The organism is Streptomyces sp. NPDC039736, from assembly GCF_055596485.1.
Genome location: NZ_JBVIUQ010000003.1, coordinates 678,944 through 696,611 on the forward strand (window position 1 = coordinate 678,944; position 17,668 = coordinate 696,611).

General features: G+C 71.8%; 19 protein-coding genes. 8 read left to right on the forward strand and 11 right to left on the reverse strand.

All coding sequences use genetic code 11. The annotated features are described in order from the left end of the window. Positions 1 to 15: 15 nt before the first annotated feature. The 4 genes from ACZ56L_RS12530 to ACZ56L_RS12545 all read right to left on the reverse strand — a co-directional run bounded on the left by ACZ56L_RS12530 (position 16) and on the right by ACZ56L_RS12545 (position 4,098). Positions 16 to 1,437, reverse strand: a complete 1,422-nt coding sequence (locus ACZ56L_RS12530) for an erythromycin esterase family protein (RefSeq protein ID WP_471063631.1) — start codon at positions 1,435 to 1,437, stop codon at positions 16 to 18. 407 nt (positions 1,438 to 1,844) lie between these two features. After that, positions 1,845 to 2,768 carry an NAD-dependent epimerase/dehydratase family protein gene (locus ACZ56L_RS12535; RefSeq protein ID WP_401761947.1) on the reverse strand — a complete coding sequence of 308 codons (924 nt, stop codon included), beginning with the start codon at positions 2,766 to 2,768 and terminating at the stop codon, positions 1,845 to 1,847. A 48-nt stretch (positions 2,769 to 2,816) separates the two neighbouring features. After that, the gene (locus tag ACZ56L_RS12540; RefSeq protein WP_471063633.1) at positions 2,817 to 3,503 is read right to left on the reverse strand and encodes a type 1 glutamine amidotransferase domain-containing protein; all 687 of its coding nucleotides are present in this window, start codon (positions 3,501 to 3,503) and stop codon (positions 2,817 to 2,819) included. Between the two features lie 10 nt (positions 3,504 to 3,513). Next, positions 3,514 to 4,098 carry a TetR/AcrR family transcriptional regulator gene (locus ACZ56L_RS12545; RefSeq protein ID WP_471063635.1) on the reverse strand — a complete coding sequence of 195 codons (585 nt, stop codon included), beginning with the start codon at positions 4,096 to 4,098 and terminating at the stop codon, positions 3,514 to 3,516. Positions 4,099 to 4,822: 724 nt separating this feature from the next. Between ACZ56L_RS12545 and ACZ56L_RS12550 the strand changes: the two genes are divergently transcribed. Then, complete coding sequence (locus ACZ56L_RS12550; RefSeq protein ID WP_471063856.1) at positions 4,823 to 6,169, forward strand: MFS transporter; 1,347 nt, start codon at positions 4,823 to 4,825, stop codon at positions 6,167 to 6,169. A gap of 507 nt (positions 6,170 to 6,676) precedes the next feature. On the opposite strand, the gene ACZ56L_RS12555 is transcribed toward ACZ56L_RS12550, so the two are convergent. Together ACZ56L_RS12555 and ACZ56L_RS12560 are read right to left on the reverse strand one after the other, a co-directional pair. After that, the gene (locus ACZ56L_RS12555; protein ID WP_471063637.1) at positions 6,677 to 7,174 is read right to left on the reverse strand and encodes a DinB family protein; all 498 of its coding nucleotides are present in this window, start codon (positions 7,172 to 7,174) and stop codon (positions 6,677 to 6,679) included. 465 nt (positions 7,175 to 7,639) lie between these two features. Beyond that, positions 7,640 to 7,981: a hypothetical protein gene (locus tag ACZ56L_RS12560; RefSeq protein ID WP_471063639.1), complete on the reverse strand. Its 342-nt coding sequence runs from the start codon at positions 7,979 to 7,981 to the stop codon at positions 7,640 to 7,642. Between ACZ56L_RS12560 and ACZ56L_RS12565 the strand changes: the two genes are divergently transcribed. Continuing rightward, positions 7,980 to 8,213 (forward strand): hypothetical protein, encoded by a 234-nt coding sequence (locus ACZ56L_RS12565; protein WP_471063641.1) that lies wholly within the window; start codon positions 7,980 to 7,982, stop codon positions 8,211 to 8,213. The two genes, ACZ56L_RS12560 and ACZ56L_RS12565, sit on opposite strands and share 2 nt — an antisense overlap. A 104-nt stretch (positions 8,214 to 8,317) precedes the next feature. After that, positions 8,318 to 8,698, forward strand: a complete 381-nt coding sequence (locus ACZ56L_RS12570) for a hypothetical protein (protein ID WP_345227272.1) — start codon at positions 8,318 to 8,320, stop codon at positions 8,696 to 8,698. A gap of 304 nt (positions 8,699 to 9,002) precedes the next feature. Here the strand turns inward: ACZ56L_RS12570 and ACZ56L_RS12575 are convergent, their stop codons facing one another. Then, the gene (locus ACZ56L_RS12575; protein ID WP_468689148.1) at positions 9,003 to 9,827 is read right to left on the reverse strand and encodes a S1 family peptidase; all 825 of its coding nucleotides are present in this window, start codon (positions 9,825 to 9,827) and stop codon (positions 9,003 to 9,005) included. Positions 9,828 to 10,086: 259 nt separating this feature from the next. Between ACZ56L_RS12575 and ACZ56L_RS12580 the strand changes: the two genes are divergently transcribed. Further along, the gene (locus ACZ56L_RS12580; RefSeq protein ID WP_471063644.1) at positions 10,087 to 10,341 is read left to right on the forward strand and encodes a hypothetical protein; all 255 of its coding nucleotides are present in this window, start codon (positions 10,087 to 10,089) and stop codon (positions 10,339 to 10,341) included. 438 nt (positions 10,342 to 10,779) lie between these two features. On the opposite strand, the gene ACZ56L_RS12585 is transcribed toward ACZ56L_RS12580, so the two are convergent. After that, the gene (locus ACZ56L_RS12585; protein ID WP_468689153.1) at positions 10,780 to 11,202 is read right to left on the reverse strand and encodes an arsenate reductase ArsC; all 423 of its coding nucleotides are present in this window, start codon (positions 11,200 to 11,202) and stop codon (positions 10,780 to 10,782) included. A gap of 95 nt (positions 11,203 to 11,297) precedes the next feature. Here ACZ56L_RS12585 and ACZ56L_RS12590 point away from each other — a divergent pair, with 95 nt between their 5' ends. From ACZ56L_RS12590 to ACZ56L_RS12600, 3 genes are read left to right on the forward strand one after another with little or no spacing between them, the layout of a single operon-like run. Next, the gene (locus ACZ56L_RS12590) at positions 11,298 to 11,606 is read left to right on the forward strand and encodes an ArsR/SmtB family transcription factor (protein ID WP_345227266.1); all 309 of its coding nucleotides are present in this window, start codon (positions 11,298 to 11,300) and stop codon (positions 11,604 to 11,606) included. Then, complete coding sequence (gene arsB, locus ACZ56L_RS12595; protein ID WP_471063647.1) at positions 11,603 to 12,709, forward strand: ACR3 family arsenite efflux transporter; 1,107 nt, start codon at positions 11,603 to 11,605, stop codon at positions 12,707 to 12,709. The genes ACZ56L_RS12590 and arsB overlap by 4 nt, the downstream gene beginning before the upstream one ends. After that, positions 12,706 to 13,764, forward strand: a complete 1,059-nt coding sequence (locus tag ACZ56L_RS12600; protein ID WP_471063649.1) for an ArsO family NAD(P)H-dependent flavin-containing monooxygenase — start codon at positions 12,706 to 12,708, stop codon at positions 13,762 to 13,764. Before arsB ends, ACZ56L_RS12600 begins: the two co-directional genes overlap by 4 nt. 4 nt (positions 13,765 to 13,768) lie before the next feature. Here the strand turns inward: ACZ56L_RS12600 and ACZ56L_RS12605 are convergent, their stop codons facing one another. From ACZ56L_RS12605 to ACZ56L_RS12615, 3 genes are all read right to left on the reverse strand, one after another. Further along, on the reverse strand, positions 13,769 to 14,302 hold the full coding sequence (locus ACZ56L_RS12605; RefSeq protein ID WP_471063650.1) for a GNAT family N-acetyltransferase: 534 nt from the start codon (positions 14,300 to 14,302) through the stop codon (positions 13,769 to 13,771). Continuing rightward, positions 14,302 to 14,673 carry an ArsR/SmtB family transcription factor gene (locus ACZ56L_RS12610; RefSeq protein ID WP_345227260.1) on the reverse strand — a complete coding sequence of 124 codons (372 nt, stop codon included), beginning with the start codon at positions 14,671 to 14,673 and terminating at the stop codon, positions 14,302 to 14,304. Before ACZ56L_RS12610 ends, ACZ56L_RS12605 begins: the two co-directional genes overlap by 1 nt. A 526-nt stretch (positions 14,674 to 15,199) precedes the next feature. Then, positions 15,200 to 15,772 (reverse strand): NAD(P)-binding domain-containing protein, encoded by a 573-nt coding sequence (locus ACZ56L_RS12615; RefSeq protein ID WP_471063651.1) that lies wholly within the window; start codon positions 15,770 to 15,772, stop codon positions 15,200 to 15,202. Positions 15,773 to 15,910: 138 nt separating this feature from the next. Between ACZ56L_RS12615 and ACZ56L_RS12620 the strand changes: the two genes are divergently transcribed. Further along, positions 15,911 to 17,305, forward strand: a complete 1,395-nt coding sequence (locus ACZ56L_RS12620) for an NAD(P)-binding domain-containing protein (RefSeq protein ID WP_471063652.1) — start codon at positions 15,911 to 15,913, stop codon at positions 17,303 to 17,305. The last annotated feature ends 363 nt before the right edge of the window (positions 17,306 to 17,668 follow it).

Genomic DNA, 17,668 nt, shown 5'->3' on the forward strand with positions numbered 1-17,668 from the left:
CGGACGACGCCGACGTCACTTCCCGGCAGCGCCTCGCGCAGCCGACGGCAGCAGCTGTGCGGCAGCCACCTCCTCCAGGTGCACCACCACGTCGTACGAACGGGACAACGAGAACGGCAGCTCCGCCCCCGGGCCCGGATAGGCGGTGCCGATGGACTTGGTGTTGCGCGGCGTGGCCAGCCAGCTCCGTCCCGGCTCCCGGACGTTGCGCAGATCCACGGCGAAGTCCCGGTGGCGGACCCGGTCCAGGGTGTTCTCGTTGCTGCCCGGCTTCGCGTGCCCCAGACGGAACTCGCGCACCTTCCCCTCCTCGCCGACCGCGTTGAACGAACCCCGGTCGAAGGTGGTGCCGATGCTCAGGTAGTTCTTGCCCAGCTTGTCGCGGAGGAAGGCGCCCTGGACCTTCGGGTACGCCTCCGGGAGCGGGGTGTGCAGGGAGACGTGCGCGTTGTGGGCGGCCAGCAGGACCTTGTCGCCGGTGTGACGCTGCCACCACAGCACGTTGTCCGCCATCGCCGAGTCCCGGTAGCGCCGCGACTCCGCACCCTGCGCGGGGTCCTCGAAGTCGAAGGCGTACCCGCGGGCGGTCTGGTCGACGGCGGTGGCATGCTGCACGGCCCACGCGTGCGCCTCGCGCGCCGACTCCGCCTTCGCACCGCCACCGCCCGCGGGCTTCTGCTGCTTGAGCAGTGCCAGCGCCTTCGCCGTCCGCTCCGCGATCGACTTCCGCTCGGCCAACGGCAGTTCCAGGTAGGACGCCAGGTGGGCCTCCATGGCGGCCGTCGGCCGCAGCCCCCGGTACAGCTCGGTGAAACGGGGGAGCAGCGCGGGGTGGTGGGCGGCCACGTACGAGGTGATCCGGTCGTAGAGTTCGGGTCCGGCGAATCCGAAGTCGTTGCCGGTGAAGTGCACCGGGTCCTGCGGGTGCTGACGGTTGTAGGCGCGCATCCAGAGCAGCAGGTCGCGGTAGTCGGTGTTGTTCCACCAGGAGTAGGAGCCCTGGAACTCCTCGTCCATGATCTTCCGCAGGTCGCCCTTGCCGTGGACGACGTAGTCGTTGAGGCGCATCCCGCTGCCCCAGCTCGTCTCCAGGGAGAAGGCGCGGAAGCCCTTCTCGGTGACAAGGTAGCGGAAGACGCGGTGCTTCAGCGCGAGGAACTCGTGCGAGCTGTGGGTGGCTTCGCCCAGACCCACCACCTTGGCGTCCCGCACCATGCGCCCCAGCGGACGCAGGTCGTCCAGGGCGCCTCGGGGATCGGTGGTGCGCAGCGGGTGCGCGGCACGTTCGAGGGCGGTCACCGGCGACGCCGTCGACGGCTTCGCCGCAGTGGCAGACGTGGCCGCGCCGGCGGAGTCGGCGGAGGAGGCGGGCGCGAGAGCCACCGTACCGAGAGTGACGAGCAGGGCCAGAGCGGCTGTTGAGCTGTGCTTCTTCATGTCTCAAGAGTGTCGGGCGATACGGAAGCGAACCATCCGCTCAGCACCCGGCACGGGGTGTACCCCACACCACCCTCCGCCCGTGCTCTGCCCGCACCCCTCCCACCCCCCTCTCCGCCGTCACCGCCGTCATCGGGACGGCTGCACCGAGGCCGAAAGCATGCAGGCCCTCTCCTCGCCCAAGCGCGAGGTTCTGCGCGTGATCGAGACAGCCGACCGGAAGACCCGGACGCGGACCTGCCCGGGCGGCGGGACCCCGCGGGCTCCATCGCCAAGGCCAACAGGGCCGCCTGCCCGCGTGACCCCGCTGCCCGACGGCTGCTGTGGAGGCGGCGGACGCCGGACACCGATGCCGCCGTCAAGCTGAGGGCCGCCGCCGAGACGGCCCGCAGCGCGTCAGCCCGGCATCACGTGCCGGTGAGGATCTGCCGGATGCCGTCCCGGAAGCCCGTGACCGGGAAGTCGGGGAACCGCGCGGCGAACTTCGAGGAGTCGAAGACGTTGTCCTGCCGGTAGCGCGGCAGCAGTTCCTCCGCCTCCTTGACGGCTGGGTTGATGAGCCCGCCGAGCCTGAAGGCCCAGCCGGGGACCGTGGAGTAGGGAATCTTCCTCCCGGTGATCTGCGAGGCCGCGCCGATCATGTCGTGGTAGGTCGGGCGGTCCGGGTCGACCGGCAGATGCCAGGTCTGACCGTACGCATCGGGGGTGTTCCCGATGCGGGCCATGGCCCGGCTGGCGTCCGGGGTCCAGATCAGGGTGCGCCGGGTGTGCGCGTTGAGCGGCACCATCGGCCGCTTCTTCTCCTTGATGCGGTGGAAGACGGCCGAGTTGGTCAGGCTCTGGGTCTTGCCGGGGCCGTAGAACTCGGGGGCGCGGCACACCACCGCGTCGATCGTGCCCGCGTCCATCTCCGTCAGCAGCGTCGTCGCGATCCGGGCACGCACGGCTGCTTTGCGGCCGGCCGGCTCGAACGCCGTGTCCTCGGTCTGGGGCACGGAGGTCCGCGGGTACATGTAGGTGTTGTCGAAGAAGACGAGTTTGCTGCCGTGCTTGCGGCAGGCGGCGATCGTGTTGGCCATCATGGCCGGGAACCGCTGTTCCCACAGCGCGGAGTCCATGGGCAGGCCGACGGTGAGGTAGACGATGTCGCTTCCCGCCACCGCTGCTTCGGTGGCCTCGGCGTCCATCAGGTCCGCGGGCACGAGCTGGTCGCTTTCGTGCACCTTGCGGGGGCGCCTGCTGACCAGGCGGATGTCGTGGGTGTACGCGCGGTGCAGTTCGCGGGTGAGCTCTTCGGCGATCTGGCCGCCGGATCCGAGCACGGTCTGCATGGGGGGCTGCCCTTCGGGACGGAACGGGGGTGTGGGGGGTACGGGCTGTCAGAGCAGCGCGGCGACCTTGGCCGCGGTCTCCTTGGCCGATCCGGGGTTCTGGCCGGTGACGAGCCTGCCGTCGACGACGGTGTGGGAGACGAACGGCAGCAGCGCCTTCGAGTAGCGCGCGCCGCGCTCCTTCATCCGCTCTTCGATGTTGTACGGCACGAGCTTGTCGACGCGGGCGAGGACTTCCTCCCGCCAGGAGAACCCGGTGAGGTCGCGGCCGGCGACGAGGTGGCCTCCGTCGGAAAGGGTGGTGTCGAGCAGTCCGCAGTATCCGTGGCAGACCGCGCCGACGACGCCGCCGTGCTCGTAGATCTCCCGGGTGATCCGTTGCAGCCCCTCGCTGGCGGGGAAGTCGAACATCACCGCGTGGCCGCCGGTGAAGTAGATCGCGTCGTAGTCCGCCGGGTCGATCCGCTCGGGGCCCGCGGTGTCGTCGAGCAGTGCCATGCGGGCCGGATCGGTGTGCCAGGCCTTGGCGGACCTGTCGTAGGCGGGGAACTTCAGGGAGCGCGGCTCCAGCGGCGACCTCCCGCCCGCGGGGCTCACGATCGTCTGCTCGAAGCCGTGCTCCTCGAAGATGTCGTAGGCATGGGTCAGCTCCGACAGCCAGAGCCCGGTCGGGTGCGAGGGGTCGGTCTCGTAGTGGTCGACGTTGGTGACGACGAGCACGATGCGCTTGCTCATGGGACCTCGTTCACGGGCTGGACGACGGGGGGAAGACGGCGGCGACGGCCGAACGGACGCGCTCGTCGACGGCGGCGGGATCGGCGGAGGAGAGCTTGCCGTCGAGGTGCAGGAAGGCCAGCCCGTGAGCGAGCGACCACCCGGCGGTGGCCAGGACGACCGGATTGGACGCGGGGAAGACCTCGGCCATGATGCCTTCGAGGAGGTCGTGCAGCGCGGCGGACGCGCGCACCCTCTCGTCGTTCCGGTCGTCACACGCCTGCCCGAACATGAGCCGGAACAGCGCCGGCCTGCGCAGAGCGAAACGTACGTACCCGACGGCGAACTCACCGAGCTCGGCGGCGGACGCCGGCCTCGGCCCCCCAGGAGCGAGGTCGCTCATCAATTCGCGCAGCCCATGGACGGCCAGCGCCGATTCCAGCTCCTCGCGGTCGGCGAAGTGCCGGTACGGAGCGGCGGTGGACACACCGGCCCGACGGGCGAGCGCACGCAACGAGAAGGGCTCGCCCGCCTCCAGCATCTCCAGGGCGGCTGCCACGAGCGCCGCTCGCAGATCACCGTGGTGGTAGCCGGGCCTGGCCGGTTTCGCGTCCATCAGCACCTCTCAAAGTAAGCACTGCTCACATTACCATGCGGCGAGTACGGGAGGCCGCTCGGCGGACCCTGGCGGGCACGGGTCGAGGAGTTGCTGAAGCGCTTCTCGCAGGACGCGCGGCCGCCGACGTCCGACCACGGTGCGGACGCACCGGCGGGCGCCGGCGACGTGGCCGACCGCACGCGGCAAGGCGGGAGCACACGCCGTGCCCTCGCGCCCGACGACGCCCCGCCACCCCGCAGGATCACCCAGCGGGGGGCGTCGCACGACCGGAGCGCTCGCTGCTCACGTACTGGTCCAGCGGCTCGTTGTACGTGGTGGACGGGAGCACCGGGCCACTGTTTCCCTCTCCGGCTCGGGCGAGTCGTGCCGCCCGGTCGCGACCGCCTGCGGGCGGGGCCTCGCCGCGCGGCGGATGACGCGGCAAGTACCGCGGCGGAGTGATGGAGGCGGAACCGCCGCCCGTTGTCGGTTCCGGTACTCTCGGCGCCATGTCTGCTGCTTCGTGCGCGGCCTGTGCCGCAGTGACGAGGACGTTCCGCTAGCGGCGGGGCGTCTCTCTCACTTCTGTAGAACATGTCGTCGCTTCGTGGTCGAACCGGAGCGGCACGTCGGTGCTGCTCGGAACTTCTTCTGAGCAACGGAGCACTTGGTGATTTCAGGCATTCCCTTCGCGCGCCGGGACGGATCGTCCCCGGTGCGGGCACGGCTGGTGCTGTGCTGCATGGCCATGCTGCAGTTCTTCATCGCGGTCGACGTGACGGTGGTCAACGTCGCCCTGCCCTCGATCGGGGCGGACTTCGGCGTCGACGGCGGTGCGCTGACCTGGGTGGTCGTCGGGTACACGATGACCGGTGGCGGACTGCTGATGCTCGGTGGCCGGCTGGGCGACGTGCTCGGCAGGCGTCGCGTCCTTCTTCTCGGTACCGCCGTCTTCGGCGGCGCCTCGTTGCTGGCCGGACTCGCGCCGTCCTTCGCCCTGCTCGTGACGGCCCGGCTGCTGCAGGGGGCCGGCGAGGCGATCGCGCTTCCTGCTGCGATGTCGGTGATCGTACTCATGTTCCCCGAAGGGCCACGCAGGACAAGGGCGTTGAGCGGGTGGGCGGCCGTCGCGAGCTGTGGCCTCGTCCTCGGGTTCGTGGTCTCCGGGTTCATCACCGAACTCTTCGGCTGGCGGTGGATCTTCCTGGTGGCGGTGCCGTTCATCCTGGTCGTACTCGTGGCGGCCGTTCTCCTCGTGCCGGACGAACGGCCCGCCGGCACGGCTCCGTTGGATCTCCCCGGTTCGTTCCTGCTGGTCGCGGCTCCGCTGCTCCTCGCCTTCGGAGTCGTCGAAGCGGGCGGAGGCACCGGCGCGCCGCCCTGGCTCGCGCCAGTGGCTCTGGTGGGCGCGGCAGCGGCCGGGGCCCTGTTCCTCGGGGTCGAGCGGCGCTCGCCCCACCCGCTGGTGCCGCTGCGGATCTTCCGCAACCGGACCCGGGTCCTGGCCAACCTGGCCACCGCTCTGGTCAGCGCGGCACTGTCCACCTCGTTCCTGCTGTTCACGTACTACCTGCAGGACCGGTTGTACGCCGGCCCGCTCCAGGCCGGTCTGACGATGCTGCCGTTGGCGGTGTCCCTGATCGCGGCCTCGGCGCTGGTTCCCCGGGTGCTCGAACGCCGGGGTGCCCGGTTTTGCGTCCTGGCCGGAATCTGCTGCACCGCACCGGCCATGGCCGCCATCGCACTGGTCTCGCACCTCGGGGCCACCGGCTTGGCGATGATTCCGGCCATGGTGTGCGTCGCCGCCGGGATGTGTCTCGGGATCGTCGGGTTGCAGTACATCGCGGTGACCGGCGTGACCGAGGACGACGCGGGCGTCGCTTCCGGCGTCCAGCGGGCCGCCGACCAACTGGGTGGCTCCACCGGGATCACGCTGTACGTCGGCATCGGTTTCGCTCCCGCCCTGGACGGTGCCGACCCCTTCCTGATTAGCAGTGCCCTGGCTCTCGTCGGGCTCGCCGCGGCCGGGTTCGTCACCTGGCGGATCCCCGCCCCCACGGCCGCCGTGTCAGCGGAATCGACCACCTGACCTTCCCGGGGGGCTGTGCCCGTCCGGCTCTCCGGCGGGGCGGGCACAGCCCGCAGGAACGGGCCCACGATCGGCTCGGCCCGGCAGACGGTCATGTGCCTGTCCTGCGCTCTTTCACCACCGGACCCGGCGGGGCCAGTACCGCACGTTGATCCCGCGCCGACGAGTCACCCACCCGCTGGGACGCCATCGCGCACCGGACCCCGGACAGGATCGTGTTCGACCAGCTCCCGGACAGGCCGCAGGACGTCGCCGTGGACGGACGAGGTCTGAAGGTCCGCGCCTCCCGACTCGTCGTGGCCCACCGGGCCCATTGCGGGAGGAGTTGGAGGCTCACGCCCGCAACGGCAGCGCGGTGCGGCTGTGGCCGGACCGGTACGGAATCTCCGCCCCTGCTCCTCTCTCGACGAGGGAGGAAGGGCGGCACCCCTGCCGAGGAGGGGGCCGTTCTGGAGTTCGTGGTCGAGGCGGGTGCCGAGGTCACCGGTGAGCGGAGCGGTTCTCCCGTCAGGGGACGACCAAGCGCTGCCTGCCGTCGATGAGTTCCCGTACGGCATCCAGATGCCCGACGTGAGCGGCGGTCTCGGTGATCACGTGCAGGATGACCTCGCGCACGTTGTCGTACCGCCAGTTCCCGAAGAAGTCCGGCCACCAGCCCGGCGCCGCTTCCAGGTCCGCGCCGGCGAGGAGGGCATCCGCGAGTTCACTTTCCCGGCGGTAGAGAGCGAAGACTTCCTCGGCCGTCTTCTCCGGGGCCGGCTGCCACGCGTTCTCCTCCACCTCAAGGATCTCGGCGATCGCCACCGGTTCCCCCGACACGACCGCGCGGAACCAGAACTTCTCGTCGTCCAGGGCCAGATGGTGCACCAGCCCGAGGCACGTCCAGCCGGACGGCAGCACCGGGCGTCGCAACGCCTCCTCGTCCAGGCCCTCCACGATGCTCAGGACGTGTGCGCGCTGGCTGTTCAGCACGCCGAGCAGCGTGGTCAGTTCGGTGTCGGCCATGGGCCGGAGCGTATCCGACCCCATTGAGGCCCGGCTCGTGGATCGTTCGGCGATGCCGTTGGCGGGCGGCGAGGACATGCACGGTTTTCGTGGGCGGCGGAAGCCCGGACACCGTGCGCTGTGGTGGCCCGCAAGGGGAGGAAGTGCCCGCCGCCAGGACAGGGAAGAGCCCCGGCTGGACGGGGGAGACCAGCCGGGGCGGCAGAGGTGTGGCAGCGGAGGGCGGTCGCCTCGCGGCGAAAGGCTCCATGGGGCTTCAGCCGAACGATCGTCCCCATGGGCTGGAGGTGAGGCCCGGGGACACTGTCCCCTCCGCAGCCACATCCATCAGAACAGCGCCCCCCTTGTGGATGTTCCGGACCCGCCCCGCATCCGGTTGTGAAACGGGACACACCGGACGGCTGGGAGGGAGACCCCCGCACGAGGCTGTAGCACCGCCCCCGCCCGCAGAAGGCCGGCGCGTTGCTAGAGAGCGCGCAGGACCGCGGTGACCTTGCCGAGGGCGGCGGTCCGGCCGACGAGCGGCACGTACGCGGCGGCAGCCGTACGCGGTCTCTCACCGGCATGCTCCCAACCGGTGTACCGGCCGTCGCGTCCGGCACGCTCCGGGCCGGTCCCCCCCCGCTCGGTGTACCGGTCGTCGCGGACGAGGTAGGCCGGACCCGACCCGGATGTGCGGGCGGCGAAGGCGCTGCCGGCCCGTTTCGGGCAGTGGAGCTTCCACGGCTGATGCCGGTGGAGGCTCTCCGGGCCCCGGACCAGTAGGTTCGTACGGTCGATGGCGGGCCGAGCCGCAGGGGTGTGCATGAGTGACAGCCAGGTCATGATCAAGCTCACGAGGGATGAGGCACTGGTGCTGTCGCACTGGCTGGAGCAGCTCCAGACGGCGGACCCCGGCCGCGTTGTCGACGATCCGGCGGTCTGGGCACCGCTCCACCGCATCGCCGGAACCCTCGACAAGGCTCTCCCCGAGCTGTTCGCGCCTGACTACGACCACCGACTCGAGACCGCTCGTCAACGGCTTTGGCCGGACGGCTGACCGAGCGGGACGGAACCTCCCGCGCGACCCTCGCGTCCTTTACGGTGACCTGACGGCACACCGCGACAGGTGTGCGCCGGCCGACGAGCGACCCGGGGAGAGACATGCGTATGCGCAGGAGGCTCGGAGCGGTGCTGGCAGCGGCGGCGCTGACCATGGGGATCGGTGCCGTCGTGGCGCCGGCCGCCCATGCGGCGCCCGGCTGTTGGACGAACGACGGCGGAATCAAGTGGTACTGCAACAACGTGTCGGGCGCGCCGGTGTACGGCACCATCGGCAACAACCACCTGTACCCGGACCCCACCAAGGTCGTCGGGCACATGTACTCCAACCCGAGCTGGTTCTACTGCAAGCTCGACGGCCAGGACTGGGTCGGCGGCCCGCACCCGACCCGCTGGCTGATGACCGTCGCGGACAACGGCAAGCTGGGCTTCATGAAGGACACCGCGATCTACAGCGAGACCGACCCGGTACGGAACTGCTGACCGCCGCCCGCACCGACGGGCACCGCGGCCGGGCAGGTGCCCGCGGCACCTGCCCGGGCTGCTGACACCGCGCGACATCAGCCGGTTCGGTTCGCCGCGCCCGGGTCGTCGCCCTGTTCTCATTGCCCTGTTCGGAGAACGGAACGGGCCGTCCGCGGACACGACCCGGCGTGCGTCCCGGCGCCGGAACCCGGCTCGGGCCCTTCCTCGGCACTCTGCCTCGCACCGGTGACCCTGCCCAAGCAGCGGCGATACGGGGCCGGGAGCGCCCCGCCGACGGAGCGGCGGGGCGTGCGTGCCTGGATCAGCCGTGGCGCTTCATCGTCTTGTGGACCCAGGACGAGTAGGCGGTCGCATTGGTGTAGAGGCCCGGGCCGTCGCTGCAACGCACGCCAGGGGCGCCGGGGCCGGTCGTGACGCCGATCAGTTCCCAGCGGCCCTTGCGGTTCCGCTGGAGCTGCGGGCCGCCCGAGTCACCGTTGCAGGCCATGGCCTTGGGGGTCTGGCTGATGGTGCACAGGCGCTTGCTGTCGGCGTATCCCGGCGCGCACTCGGAGACGGCGCCCCTGCGGGTGTCGAGCTCCTGGAGGCGTTCGGGGAAGACCCACTTGTCCGGGTCGGGCGCGTCATCGATGGTGCCGAATCCCAGCAGCCGGGTCGGGGTGCCGGGCTTTCCGGCCTTGTCGGCGATCCGGATGGGGGTTTCGGAGACCGGGCGGTTCAGCTTGATCAGGGCGAGGTCGTCGCGGTTGGGGCCGGTGCCGTCACCGTTCTTGTAACCGGGGTGGGAGACCGTCTTCTTGATGGCCCGGACGGTGCCCCCGGACGTCTTGTGCTCACTGCCGACCCGGACGGTGCCGTCCAGGGTGACGAGCGTGGGGTCCACGCAGTGAGCGGCCGTGAGCACCCAGTTGGAAGCGACCAGCGTTCCTCCGCACACGCCCTTGAACGTCGGGTCGTCCACGCCCGACACCGGGATCGACACCATGGACTGGTAACGCTGCGTGGAGTCGGACCCGTTGACGATGGCCTGGGCACTGCCGGCCATCAGGGCGGCACATGCGGCTCCGGCGAGGACGACCGTGGCGGTGCGCGCCTTGGTGGGGCGAACGGACTTCAAGTGGAACACTGGTTCTCCGATACGACGAGCCTGTACGACGTGTTCAAGACTCCGCCATCAACAGGAACGGAACCATCCGGTTACCTGGCTTCCCCGATTTCGGGCCAGCAGGCCACTGCGAGGTGGGGATAACCCCCCGCCGCAAACGCGAGCAGCCGCTGCGGGACGGGAACGACGCCTCGGACACCGTCCCACTGGGCTACGGACGCGCGATGTGCAGTACGTGCTGGTCGTTGGTGACGGTGCAGCCACCGTCGGAGTCGGCGAAATGGCGGCGTACGTGGCCCTCCGGGGTTTCGCGGGTGCGAGCCGGGAGGGCGCCGTGGCCGGACCATGTGGAAGGGACGCCGAGACGGAAGTCCGCGACCGTGACCGCCTCCTGAAGACCCAGGGTGCGGTACCGGGCACGGACGCCTTCCCACCGGGCGCCCTGGAGCGGACCGGGCGGGGACCGGCGCTGGTTCCTGCCGAGACACTTACGCCGGTGCTGGACGAACTGCGCGGAAAGTACGGGGAGATGTAGCCGGCCAGGGCGAGGAGGAACAGGGGCGGCAGCTTCTTGACGGGGAAGGGCGCCACGTTCCGCTGGACGGCCGGGCCGGCGGAGAACCGGCCGTAGCGGACTCCCGCGACGGCCCGACCGGTGTCCGGGTCGCCGGGAACGGCGGTGCTGCCCACGGCGCCCTTGTACTGCGCCAGTTGAGTGGCGGTCCAGGTATTCCGCCAGTTGAGTGGCGGGCCGGCCGGGCAGGCGCTCGGCCCGCACCTCGGTGTTGCTGCCGCTGCGCAGAGCGCTGGTCGGGCCGAGGGCGAGCACGGGGTCATCACGGAGCCGGACTTCCCGGCCCGGGCCCGCGTGTTCTCCGGAGCCGGGGAAGTGGGAGCTGGGCGCGGGAGATGCGGGGAGCGGCGGTGCATCCGGCGGGGCCGGGGCCGACGACGACGGCCTCGGCTGTCCCGCTCACGCCGTGGCCGCAGGCCCGACCGGGGCGATGTCGGCGATCAGGCCCTCGACGCGGGTCCTGATCTCGTCGCGGATGGGGCGTACGGCCTCGATGCCCTGGCCGGCCGGGTCCTCCAGCTCCCAGTCGAGGTAGCGCTTGCCGGGGAAGACGGGGCAGGTGTCGCCGCAGCCCATGGTGATGCAGACGTCCGACTCGCGGACCGCGTCGACGGTGAGGATCTTCGGTGTCTCCTGGGAGATGTCGATGCCGACCTCGGCCATGGCCGCCACGGCGGCCGGGTTGACCTGGTCGCCGGGGTCGGAGCCGGCGGAGCGGACCTCGACGCGGCCCCCGGCCAGGTGGGTCAGCCAGGCGGCGGCCATCTGGGAGCGGCCGGCGTTGTGGACGCAGACGAACAGGACGGACGGCTTGTCGGCCATGGTGATCGTTCTCTCTCGTCGCAGGGCGGAACCCGGCCGCCAATGACTTCAGCCCCCGCTGGTATCAGCGAGTGATGATGTGAGAATATCAGTGCATGCTGACTTCAGTCGATCCTGATGTGATCCGGGTGCTGGGCGATCCGCTCCGCCTCCGGATCGTGACCCTGCTGGCGCGCGAGACGCTCTGCACGACGCACTTGGTCGAGGAGACCGGAGCGAAGCAGACCAACCTGTCCAATCACCTGAAGGTGCTGCGCGAAGCCGGGATCGTGGAGACCGAGCCGTGCGGCCGGTTCACCTACTACCGGCTCAAGGCCGAGGTTCTGGACGGCCTGTCCGGGCAGTTCGCCGCACTCGCCGCTTCCGCCCGTACCGCCGCCGGGAACAAGAGGGCCTGCCCGTGACCCCCATCGGGCCCATCGCCGTCCCGGCTGCCGGTGGGGGCGACTCGATTGTCAAGAAGCTCTCCACGCTGGACCGCTACCTCGCGGTGTGGATCCTGCTCGCCATGGCCGTGGGTCTGGGCCTGGGCCGCCTGGTCCCGGGGATGAACGACGCGCTGGCGAGAATCGAGGTCGGCGGGATCTCCCTGCCGATCGCGCTCGGCCTGCTCGTGATGATGTACCCGGTCCTGGCCAAGGTCCGCTACGACCGGCTCGACCGCGTCACCGGCGACCGCAGGCTGATGGTCTCCTCGCTGGTCGTCAACTGGATCGTCGGTCCGGCGGTGATGTTCGCCCTCGCGTGGATCTTCCTGCCGGACCTGCCCGAGTACCGCACCGGCCTGATCGTCGTCGGCCTGGCCCGGTGCATCGCGATGGTGATCATCTGGAACGACCTCGCCTGCGGCGACCGCGAGGCCGCCGCCGTCCTGGTCGCGCTCAACTCCGTCTTCCAGGTGCTGGCGTTCGGCCTGCTGGGCTGGTTCTACCTCGACCTGCTGCCCCGCTGGCTGCACCTCGGCGACGGCCAGGGCCTGGACGTGTCCGTGTGGCACATCGCCCTGAACGTCGTCGTCTTCCTCGGCGTCCCGCTGCTGGCCGGGTTCCTCACCCGCCGCCTCGGCGAGAAGAAACTGGGCCGCGAGAACTACGAGGCCAAGTTCCTGCCGAGGATCGGCCCCTGGGCCCTGTACGGGCTGCTGTTCACGATCGTCGTCCTCTTCGCCCTCCAGGGGAAGACGATCACCTCCCAGCCCCTGGACGTCGTACGCATCGCACTTCCGCTGCTGGTGTACTTCGCGGTCATGTTCTTCGGCACCTTCCTCCTCGGCAAGGGCCTCGGGATGGCCTACGACCGCACCGCCACCCTGGCGTTCACCGCGGCGGGCAACAACTTCGAGCTCGCCATCGCGGTCGCCGTCGCCACCTTCGGCGTCACCTCCGGCCAAGCTCTCTCAGGCGTGGTCGGCCCGCTGATCGAGGTCCCGGTGCTGATCGGCCTGGTGTACGTCGCGCTGGCCTGGCGCCGGAAATTCGCCCCCGACGCGGTGACGACGGTCCCGTGACGCAGCGCACGGGCGTGGTGGTGGTCGGCGGCGGGCAGGCAGGGCTCGCCGCCGGCTACCACCTGCGCCGCCAGGGCCTGAACTTCGTGATCCTGGACGCCGATCCGGCGCCGGGCGGGTCCTGGCAGCACATGTGGACCTCCCTGCACTTGTTCTCCCCGGCCGAGCACTCCTCCCTGCCCGGCCGCCTCATGCCCGCCCAGCCCGGCGAGACGTACCCGGACGCCGGGCACGTGGTGGACTACCTCACCGACTACGAGAAGCGCTACGACCTGCCCGTCCAGCACGGCACCCGCGTGGACGCCGTACGCCGCGACGGCAGCCGTCTCCTCGTCGAAGCGGACTCCGGCACCTGGCAGGCCCGCGCGGTCATCAGCGCCACCGGCACCTGGACGCGGCCCTTCCTCCCCGCCGTCCCCGGCCGCGGTGCTTTCGCCGGACGGCAGCTCCACACGGTGAACCACCACCGTCCGGAAGACTTCCACGGGCAGCGCGTCATCGTGGTCGGCGGCGGGAACTCCGCCGCCCAGATCGCCGCCGACCTCGCCCTGGACGGCCGCGCCGAGGTGACCTGGGTGACCCGGCGACCGCCGCGCTTCCTCCCCGACGACATCGACGGCCGCGCCCTGTTCGACGTCGCCACCGCCCGCCGCCGCGCCCTGGACGCCGGCCGCGCCGACACCGGCGGGGTCGCCTCCCTCGGCGACATCGTGGCCGTGCCGCCCGTCCGCGCGGCCCGCGCCGCCGGACTCCTCACCGCGAAGCCGATGTTCGCCCAGCTCACGGCAACCGGCGTCCGGTGGGCCGACGGCAGCCACAGCGGCGCGGACGCGATCATCTGGTGCACCGGCTTCCGCCCGGCCCTGGCCCACCTCGCCCCGCTGAACCTCCGCGGCCCGCGCGGGCACGTTCCCACCGACGGCACGCGCGCCCTCGGTGAGCCGCGGCTGCACCTGCTCGGCTACGGCGACTGGACCGGCCCGGCCTCGGCCACCCTCATCGGCGTCGGCCGCCCGGCCCGCGACGCCGCCCGCGCGATCGCCGGCCTGTCGTGACCGGTCAGGTGAGGGCGGGGCTGCGGCGCTCGACGAGAACGACGTCGCGCCAGACCCCGTGATGGCGGCCGATCCGCTCCCGGACGCCGACGACCCGGAAACCGGCCCGCTGGTGCACAGCGAGGCTGGCGGCGTTCTCGGGGAAGATCCCGGACTGGATCGTCCAGATCCCCGCCCGCTCGGTGGAATCCACCAGGGCCTCGAGCAGGGCGGAGGCGATGCCGCGGCCGCGGGCGGCGGGGTGGACGTAGACGGAGTGCTCGACCACGCCCGCGTACGCGCACCGGTCCGAGACCCCGCTCGCGGCCACCCAGCCCAGCACCGTTCCGTCCGCGTCGAGGGCGGCGAAGCGGTGCTCGGGCAGTTTCGCCGCGTCGAATGCTTCCCAGCCCGGCGCGACGGTCTCGAAGGTGGCGTTCCCCTCATCGATCCCGGCCTGGTAGATGGCGATCACCTGCTCCGCGTGCCGCGGTGTCAGCGGCACGACCACCGCGCTCCGCGTCCCGCCCGCCGTTTTCCCCTGCGTCTGCCGGGTCATCAGGCCGCGGCCGGCAGGGCCAGCAGCTTGCCCATCGCCGCCAGTACGGACGGCTCGACCCGGTAATACACCCAGGTGCCGCGCCGCTCGGAGGTGAGCAGCCCGGCCTCCTTCAGCTTCTTCAGGTGGTGGGAGACGGTGGGCTGGGAGACCCCGACGTCGGAGATGTCGCACACGCACGCCTCCCCGCCCTCGTGCGAGGCCACCGCGGAGAACAGCCGCAGGCGGACCGGGTCACCCAGAGCCTTGAACATCCGCGCGGCGGTCTCGGCCTCCTCGGCGGTCATCGGGCGCTCGGCCAGCGGCGGGCAGCACGGCACCACGACCTGGCCGTCGGCTTCGAGCAGCGGCAGCACTTCGGCATTCGACATGTGTCTATGTTGACACATGTCGAACCAGCGGGGGAGGCCGTCACCGGCGCGTGGGGTGGGCGGCCGAGCGACCCGCTCCGCGTCCCGGCCCGCGCCGCGCAGGGAGTTCGGCGACAGGCTGCGCTGCCGTTCCAGCCCGACGAACCCCAGCCCCGGCACCCCGGTGGCGACGCCTTCGCGGTGCCGGGGGTTCCGGTCGGCGTCGAGAGCGCCGACGAGGCCGGTGGGGTACGGCAGGCCGGGGCGGCAGCCGGTGGTGAGCACGACCGCGTCGACCTTCTCCCGCTGCCCGTCCGACCGGGTGAGCTCGGCCCCGTCCGGCCGGACGAGTTCGGCCCCGTCGGCGCCGGTGAACAGCGACCGCCGGGCGGGTCGGCCTGCGGCCGGTGGCGGCCCGGTGGCGGCCGTCGTCGACGACCGGCTGCGTCGGCGGGCGCGCGAAGAGTCGACCGAGGGGGGTGGTGTCCAGGCCGGTACGGGTCGGCCGGAAACGCAGGCCGCGGCCGAGGACGCGCTGGGCTGCGAGCTACACCGGCCCGCGAGTGGCGAGCGTGCCCCGTAGGGTCTCGGCGAGCTCGGCGGCGGCCTGCACCGCGGAGTTCCCGGCTCCGACCACGACCATCCGGCGGCCGGAGAAGGGGGCCGGACCGCGGCGGTCGGCCGCGTGCGGCACCTGCCCGGCGAACTCCTCCAGCCCCGGCAGTGTGGGCTGGTGCGGGTGCCCGAACGTTCCGGATGCCGCCACGGCGGCCCGCCCGGACAGCTCGCCGCCGCCCTTCAGCTCCACCGTGAAGCCGTCGCCGGTACGGCGGACCGCGCTGACACGGCAATCGGTGCGGATCTCCGCGTTCAGGCGGCCGGTGTAGGCGGCGAGGCGGGTGACGACCTCGTCGCGCTGCGGGTAACGGTCCTTGGCGCCCGGGGGACGGCGAGCCGGGCAGGGGGCTGTGCCGGGCGGGTGAGAACAGCGTGAGGCCGTCGTAGTGGCGCGACCACGATCCGGCCGTACGGTCCAGCGCCTCCAGCGCCTCCAGCGCCACCGGCCGCAGCCCGCGCCGCAGCAGCGCGTGTGCGGTGGCGAGTCCGGACTGCCCGCCACCCATCACAGCGATATCGATGTGCGCCATCAGCACCCTCCCCTGAATTCGACAAACGTCTATGTTGACGCTCATCAATACAGATGCCATGCTGAGCCGCGCAAGCCATCGACAAACGTCGAAATACGTGAGGAGTCGTCGTGAACGCGCCCACCACCGAGCTGCCCGTCGTCGTGATCGGAGCCGGACCCGCCGGACTGGCCGCCGCTGCCCATCTCGTCGACCAGGACATCGAGCCCCTGGTCCTGGAAACCGGCGCAAGGGCCGGTGCCGCAGTGCGTGAGTGGGCGCACGTGCGCCTGTTCTCCACCTGGGGCGAACTCGTCGACCCCGCCGCCGAGAAGCTCCTGACCCTCACCGGCTGGACACGCCCCGACCCGGCCGCCTACCCCTCCGGCGGCGACTGGGCCGACCTCTACCTCCAGCCCCTGGCCGACGCCCTCGGCGAACGCGTCCGCACCGGCGCCACCGTCACCGGCGTCTCCCGCGCCGGCCGCGACCGCATCGTCGACGCCGACCGCGAACAGCAGCCCTTCGTCGTGCACATCACCTGCGCCGACGGCCGCGAGGAGCGGCTTCTCGCGCGCGCCGTCATCGACGCCTCCGGCACCTGGGCCACGCCGTCCCCGGCGGGCGGCAGCGGCCTTCCCGCGCTCGGTGAGAAGGCCGCCTCCGACCGGATCACCTACCGCGTCCCCGACCTGAAGGACCCCGCCGTCCGCGCCCGGTACGCGGGCAGGCGCACCGCGGTGGTCGGCTCCGGTGCCTCCGCCTTCACCGCTCTCGCCCACCTCGCGGACCTCGCCACCGCCGACGACGGTGCGGGCACCAAGGGCGTGTGGGTCCTGCGCCGGGGCATCTCGGGCTCCACCTTCGGCGGCGGCGAAGCCGACCAGCTCCCGGCCCGCGGCGCGCTCGGCCTGGCGGCCGAGGCCGCCGTCGAGGAGGGCCACGCGGACGCGGTCACCGGCTTCCGCACCGAGGCCGTCGAGCGGGCGGACGACGGCCGCCTGATCCTGGTCGGAGAGGACGGCCGCCGCCTGGACCCGGTCGACGAGGTCATCGTCCTGACCGGCTTCCGCCCCGACCTCACCTTCCTCGACGAACTGCGCCTGGGCCTCGACGAGCGCCTCCAGGCACCCGTCGGGCTGGCCCCGCTGATCGACCCCAACCAGCACTCCTGCGGCACCGTCCCCCCGCACGGCCACCGCGAACTCTCCCACCCCGAACCGGGCGTGTACCTGGTCGGCATGAAGTCCTACGGCCGCGCCCCGACGTTCCTGGCGATGACCGGCTACGAACAGGTCCGCTCCGTCGCCGCCGCCCTCGCCGGCGACCTCGACGCGGCCGACCGCGTGGAGCTCACCCTGCCCGAAACCGGAGTGTGCGGCGGCGCCGGCCTGTTCGACGCCCCCGACACCCAGGAGGGCGCCGGCTGCTGCGCGCCCACCCCGCAGCTCGTCCAGCTCGGCGCCCCCGCCGCAGCCGGGGCGGTCACCGGGGAAGCCCCCGCGGGCGGCTGCTGCAGCTCGTGACCGACCGCAGCGCCCAGGCAACGGGACCGCGACCGGGACAGGACACCGGCCGCGACCGGTCGGCCGAACGGGGCGACCGCGGCGTTCCCCCTCGGCCTCGTCGTCTCCGCCCTCGCCGGAATCCAGGTGGGCCGGCCGCATCCTCGACCGGCGCGGCCCACACACCGTCATGACCGCTGGCTGGGCACTCGGCGTCCTCAGCGTGCTGATCGTGGCCACGGCCCCGACCTGCCGGTGTCCATCGCCGGTTGACGCCGACGCCTTTCTCTGCGACATACGTCCCACCGGCTACCTCCACCGGCTCGACAGGCAACTCCCCGCCCCCGGAACCGACTTCCGCATCGCGGGTACGCGGTCCGCTCG